Here is a 5234-nt window from a genome sequence, read left to right as displayed (position 1 = left end):
AGCGGACGCCGACCTCCGCCCCCAAACCGTGGGAGAGCATCCCCCCCACCCCCCCCACCCGCTGGTCGGTGGCCGACGGTCGGTGGCCGGTGGCCGCTGGCCGGTGGCCGGTGGCGGCCCCGGGATGCCTGCGGGCTATCGGCAGCAGGATGGTCGGACTATCGTTAGTTAGCGAAAGCTATCGAAGTACTCTCCGACTGGCGGCCCCCCGGCCTGCCACTCACCTGGGGGCAGCGGTGGCGACGAAGATCCCGAACAACGGCAGAGGCAGGCGCGTCCGCACGGTCCGCGGGGCCGTGGCGGCGGACCATCCGCGCTACAAGTGGGTCGCACTCTCCAACACCACTCTCGGCACCCTGATCGCCACCATCAACGCCTCGATCGTCCTGATCTCCCTCCCCGCGATCTTCAACGGCATCGGCCTGGACCCGCTCCAACCCGGCAACGTCAGCTACCTGTTGTGGATGCTGATGGGCTACATGCTGGTCACCGCCGTCCTGGTGGTCACCCTCGGCAGGCTGGGCGACATCCACGGCCGGGTGCGGATCTACAACGCCGGCTTCCTGATCTTCACCCTCACCTCGGTGGCCCTCTCCCTCGACCCGCTGCACGGCGGGCCGGGCGCGCTGTGGCTGATCGGCTGGCGGGTGGTGCAGGCGATCGGCGGCTCGATGCTGATGGCCAACTCGGCCGCGATCATCACCGACGCGTTCCCCGCCCACCGGCGCGGCATGGCGCTGGGGGTGAACATCGTCGCGGGCATCGCCGGCTCCTTCATCGGCCTGGTGCTGGGCGGGCTGCTGGCCGAGTGGAACTGGCGGTCGATCTTCTGGGTCAACGTGCCGATCGGCATCCTCGGCACGGTCTGGGCCTACCGGTCGCTGCGCGAGACCGGCGTACGGCGGCCCGCCCGGATCGACTGGTGGGGCAACATCACCTTCGCCGTCGGCCTGACCGCCCTGCTCGCCGCGATCACCTACGGCATCCAGCCCTACGGCGGCCACACCATGGGCTGGACCAGCCCCTGGGTGCTGGGCGGGCTGTTCGGCGGTGTGGCGCTGCTGATCGCCTTCTGCCTGGTCGAGTCCAGGGTCGCCGAGCCGATGTTCCCGCTGGCGCTGTTCCGCGACCCGGTCTTCGCCGGCGGCAACGCGGCCACCCTGCTGGGCTCGATCGCCCGCGGCGGCCTCCAGTTCATGCTGATCATCTGGCTCCAGGGCATCTGGCTGCCGCTGCACGGCTACGACTACGCCGACACCCCGCTGTGGGCGGGCATCTACCTCGTCCCGCTGACCGTCGGCTTCCTGGCCGCCGGGCCGGTCTCGGGCTACCTCTCCGACCGGGCCGGGGCCCGGCTGTTCGCCTCCGGCGGGCTGGTGGTGATGGCCCTGTCCTTCGCCGGACTGCTGCTCCTGCCCACCGACTTCGGCTACCCGTGGTTCGCCGTCCTGGTGTTCCTCAACGGCCTGGGCGGCGGCCTGTTCGCGGCCCCCAACACCTCGCTGATCATGTCGAGCGTGCCGGCCGAGGCCCGCGGCGCCGCCTCCGGCATGCGGGCCACCTTCCAGAACGCCGGCATGGTGCTCTCGATCGGCGTCTTCTTCTCCCTGATGGTGGCCGGCCTGGCCGGCTCGCTGCCGCACACCCTCACCGCCGGGCTGACCGCACAGGGCGTGCCCGCCGCCGACGCGCACACCATCGCCTCGCTGCCACCGGTCGGCACGCTCTTCGCCGCGTTCCTCGGCTACAACCCGATCCAGCAGCTGCTGGGCCCGCACGTGCTCGGCATGCTCCCGGCGGCCAACGCCCGGACGCTGACCGGCCGGGAGTTCTTCCCGCAACTGATCTCGGGCCCCTTCCACGACGGCCTGGTCGTGGTGTTCTGGCTGGCGATCGCCATGTCGCTGGTCGCCGCGGCGGCCTCGCTGGTGCGCGAGCGGACCGGGCCGCGGCGCCCCCGCCGCCCCCGGCCGGGCGCGGGCGAGGCCGCCGGACGGCCCGGCGCGAACCGGCCCGCACCGCACGGAAAGGCCCGCAGGCCATGACCGGGCGCGATGCCGCGACCGACGCCGACACCGTGACTGACACCGACGCCGTGACTGACGCCGACACCGTGACCGACCCCGATGCCGACACCGGGGCCGGGAGCCACAGCGGAGCCGGGGCCGGTCTCTCCGCCGAGGCCCTCGTCCGGCTGCGGCTGGCGATCGGCCGGCTCAACCGGCAGATGGCCCGCGCCTCCGGCGGCCAGGACCTCACCGTCGCCCAACTCTCCGCCCTGGCCCGGGTGGAGGTGCACGGCCCGCTGCGGCTCGGCGAACTCGCCGCGCGGGAGGGAGTGGCCGTGCCGTCCGTGCTCCGTACGATCGCCCCGCTGACCGCCGACGGCCTGATCGCCAAGACCCCCGACCCGCTGGACGGCCGCTCCCAGTTGCTCGAACTCACCCCGGCCGGCCTGGCAGCGATCACCCGGATCCGCCGGGAGCGCTCCGCTCTGCTGGCCCGCCGCAGCACGCGGCTCACCCCGCAGCAGTGCCGCCGACTGGAGGCGGCCGTACCGCTGTTGGAGCTGCTGCTGGACGATCCCGACGCGGCCTGCCCCGGCCAAGCCTGTCCCGATCCGTCCTCCCCCGACCCGGCCTGCCCAGACCCGCCCCGCCCCGGCCGGCGCGGCTCCGCCGGCTGAGGCAGCGCTGCTCGGGGCGCCTACGCCGTCTCGCGGAGGAATCCGGTGAGCAGCTCGAAGGTCTCCTCGGGCCGCTCCAGACCGGGGAAGTGGCCGGCCCAGGGCAGTTCGAGCCGGCGGGCACCGGGGATCCGGGTCGCCAAGGAGTCGGCGATCTGCCGGAAGTCGTCCAGGTCGTGGCCGCCGGTCACGACCAGGCAGGGCGCCGTGATCCGGGAGAGGTCCGCTTCGTCGTCGGTGGGGCCGACCTCGGCGTCCGCCTGCACCTCGAAGGCACGCCGCTGCATCCGGCGGACGAGTTCGCGGGCCTCGTCGCCCGCCTCCGGGCCCAGCCAGCTCTCGACGTTGAGCTCGACGGCGCCCTCCACGTCCCCGGTCGCGAGGAGTTCCCGCTCCCGCGCGGCGAAGGCCATCAGGGCGTCACCGGCGACGTGCCCGGACGCCCCGGAGCAGAGCAGGGCCAGCGCGGTGACGGCCCCGGGGCGCAGCGCCGCCACGTCCATGGCGACCTTCCCCCCGTACGAGGCGCCGATCAGCGCGGTGCTCTCGACGCCCAGGTGGTCGAGGAGCGCCAGCACGTCCTGCGCGTCGCTGTACGGGGCGTCGGCCGGCGGCGTGTCGCCGAAGGCCCGGAAGTCGCCCCGGATCACCCGGTAGCCCGCGTCGACCAGCCCCTGCCACTGCGGGTCCCACATCCTCCGGTCGCACACGGACGAGTGCAGCAGCACCACGGTGGGGCGGTTGCCCGGCAGGTCATGAGATACGTCATGGGAGAGGATCATCCGCGGATCGTATCGACGCCCCCGGGGGACGCCAACCGGTTTGGTGATCGGCGGGAGTAAGCGCTTTGGGCCGCTTCCGGGCTCTAGGTGGGTGAGGAGGTGCTCATGGGAGGCACGAAGACCGACCGGGACGAGGAGTTCCAGGCGTTCATCGTCGGGGCCTGGCCACGGCTGCTGCGGACGGCGTACCTGTTGGCCGGGGAGCAGTACGCGGCCGAGGACCTGGTGCAGTCCGCGGCGGAGAAGGCCTGCGCGGCCTGGGCGAAGGTGCGACGGGCCGGCGATCCGCACAGCTACGTGCGGCGGATCCTGGTGAACGAACACGCCCGCCGCTGGCGCCGCCGCGCGCCGGAGCTGCTGGTGTACGCGGTGCCGGACGAGGCCGGAGCGGAGGACTGCTACGCCCGCTCCGACCAGCGCGGCGCGCTGATGACGGCGCTGGCCGCCCTGCCGGCCCGCCAGCGCGAGGCCGTGGTGCTGCGGTACTGGGAGGACCTGAGCGACAGTCAGGCCGCCGAGGCGATGGGCTGCTCGGCCGGAGCCGTGCGCAGCCACGCGGCCAAGGGGATCGCGAGACTGCGGGGGGCCGCAGCGCTGAAGGAAATCAAGGGCATGACGAGCATCGGAGGTGCGGTATGAGCGCGGGTGGCAACGGCGGGACGGTCGGCATGGGCGCGGCGGGCGACGACGGCGACGTGTGGGTCGGGCTCGGCCTGGCGGAGGTGGCGGCCGGGGCCAAGGTCGGCCCGGCGCCGATGGCGGACATCATGGCGGGCGGCCGCCGGATCCGGCGCCGTCGCCGGTCGGTGGTCGGCGCGCTCGCGCTGGCCTCCGTGGTGGTGCTGGGCGGCGGGACGATGGCGGGTCTGCACAGTTCCCCCGCGAGCAGCGGCACCCAGTCGCTCGTCCCGGCCAACGGCGGTCCCGGCGGCGGCACCGGGGGCGGTCCGGCCGCCCAGCCGTCCGGCACGGCGACGGCCGAGCGGGATCCGTTCACCCCGGTCCGGGTGACGCTGGCCCAGGGCAGCACCCCCGACGGCAAGACGTGGAAGCTCTGGACGGCACTCTGGCCGGTCGCCCCGAAGGAGCGGGCGTACGAGCAGGCGGTGGCCGTCTGGGAGGAGCGCCACGCCGTCGACTCCTCACTCGACAAGCCGACGGAGGCGTTCATCCAGCAGTACTGGCAGCCCACCGAGGACGTCGTGAACGACTACGTCACCCTGGACGACGTGCGCCAGCCGTACGACAACGCGGGCAGCTACCCGGCGCCGGGCCACGTCGACCCGCGGATGGCCGACACGTTCAGCGGCGGCCTGATGGGCGCCCGGGACAAGGCCGGCACGCCCGGTCCGCTCCCGATCAAGCTCGCCGTGATGGCCCTCGGCCCGGACGTCGGCAAGGTCCTGGTGACCTGGTCGGACGGCTCGGTCATGGAACCGTGGCTGAAGGCCGTCGGGGACTCCCCGTACCAGCGGCTGGTGGTCCCCGAGCAGCCGGGCAAGAAGGTGACGTCGTGGCAGTTCTTCGACAAGAACGGCGCCAAGCTGCCGGACGCCGGCGAGAAGATGCTGACCGAGTAGCGGTCGGCGCGACCGGCTGAACACGACCGGCCGATCACGACCGGGCCGATCACGACCGGGCCGATCACGACCGCCCGACCAGGCCCGGGGGGGGGGGGGGGGGGGGTGGAGGGGGGGGGGAGGAGGGGGGGGGGGGGGGGGGGGGGGGGGGGGGGGGGGGGGGGGGGGGGGGGGGGTGGGGGAAGG

Annotated in this window: 5 protein-coding genes; 4 read left to right on the top strand and 1 reads right to left on the bottom strand. The window is 73.8% G+C overall.

What is annotated here, in order from left to right:
- Nucleotides 1–296: 296 nt before the first annotated feature.
- Together AC07AL_RS19480 and AC07AL_RS19475 are read left to right on the top strand one after the other, a co-directional pair.
- A complete protein-coding gene (locus AC07AL_RS19480; RefSeq protein WP_400804652.1) occupies nucleotides 297–2045 on the top strand; it encodes an MFS transporter in 1749 nt (582 codons plus the stop codon).
- Nucleotides 2042–2686: a MarR family winged helix-turn-helix transcriptional regulator gene (locus AC07AL_RS19475; protein WP_478317831.1), complete on the top strand. Its 645-nt coding sequence runs from the start codon at nucleotides 2042–2044 to the stop codon at nucleotides 2684–2686. The genes AC07AL_RS19480 and AC07AL_RS19475 overlap by 4 nt, the downstream gene beginning before the upstream one ends.
- 20 nt (nucleotides 2687–2706) lie before the next feature.
- Here the strand turns inward: AC07AL_RS19475 and AC07AL_RS19470 are convergent, their stop codons facing one another.
- The gene (locus AC07AL_RS19470) at nucleotides 2707–3468 is read right to left on the bottom strand and encodes an alpha/beta fold hydrolase (RefSeq protein WP_363579598.1); all 762 of its coding nucleotides are present in this window, start codon (nucleotides 3466–3468) and stop codon (nucleotides 2707–2709) included.
- A gap of 105 nt (nucleotides 3469–3573) precedes the next feature.
- Here AC07AL_RS19470 and AC07AL_RS19465 point away from each other — a divergent pair, with 105 nt between their 5' ends.
- Both AC07AL_RS19465 and AC07AL_RS19460 read left to right on the top strand, forming a co-directional pair.
- Complete coding sequence (locus AC07AL_RS19465; RefSeq protein ID WP_363579599.1) at nucleotides 3574–4107, top strand: SigE family RNA polymerase sigma factor; 534 nt, start codon at nucleotides 3574–3576, stop codon at nucleotides 4105–4107.
- On the top strand, nucleotides 4104–5048 hold the full coding sequence (locus tag AC07AL_RS19460) for a hypothetical protein (protein WP_363579600.1): 945 nt from the start codon (nucleotides 4104–4106) through the stop codon (nucleotides 5046–5048). The genes AC07AL_RS19465 and AC07AL_RS19460 overlap by 4 nt, the downstream gene beginning before the upstream one ends.
- Nucleotides 5049–5234 lie beyond the last annotated feature (186 nt).

Source organism: Kitasatospora sp. NPDC043949 (assembly GCF_056435365.1).
This window is presented reverse-complemented; position numbering and strand designations above follow the sequence as displayed.

Coding starts and splice junctions, on each gene's coding strand:
- AC07AL_RS19465 (WP_363579599.1), top strand. CDS start 3,574: ATGGGAGGCACGAAGACCGACCGGGACGAGGAGTTCCAGGCGTTCATC.
- AC07AL_RS19470 (WP_363579598.1), bottom strand. CDS start 3,468: ATGATCCTCTCCCATGACGTATCTCATGACCTGCCGGGCAACCGCCCC.
- AC07AL_RS19460 (WP_363579600.1), top strand. CDS start 4,104: ATGAGCGCGGGTGGCAACGGCGGGACGGTCGGCATGGGCGCGGCGGGC.
- AC07AL_RS19475 (WP_478317831.1), top strand. CDS start 2,042: ATGACCGGGCGCGATGCCGCGACCGACGCCGACACCGTGACTGACACC.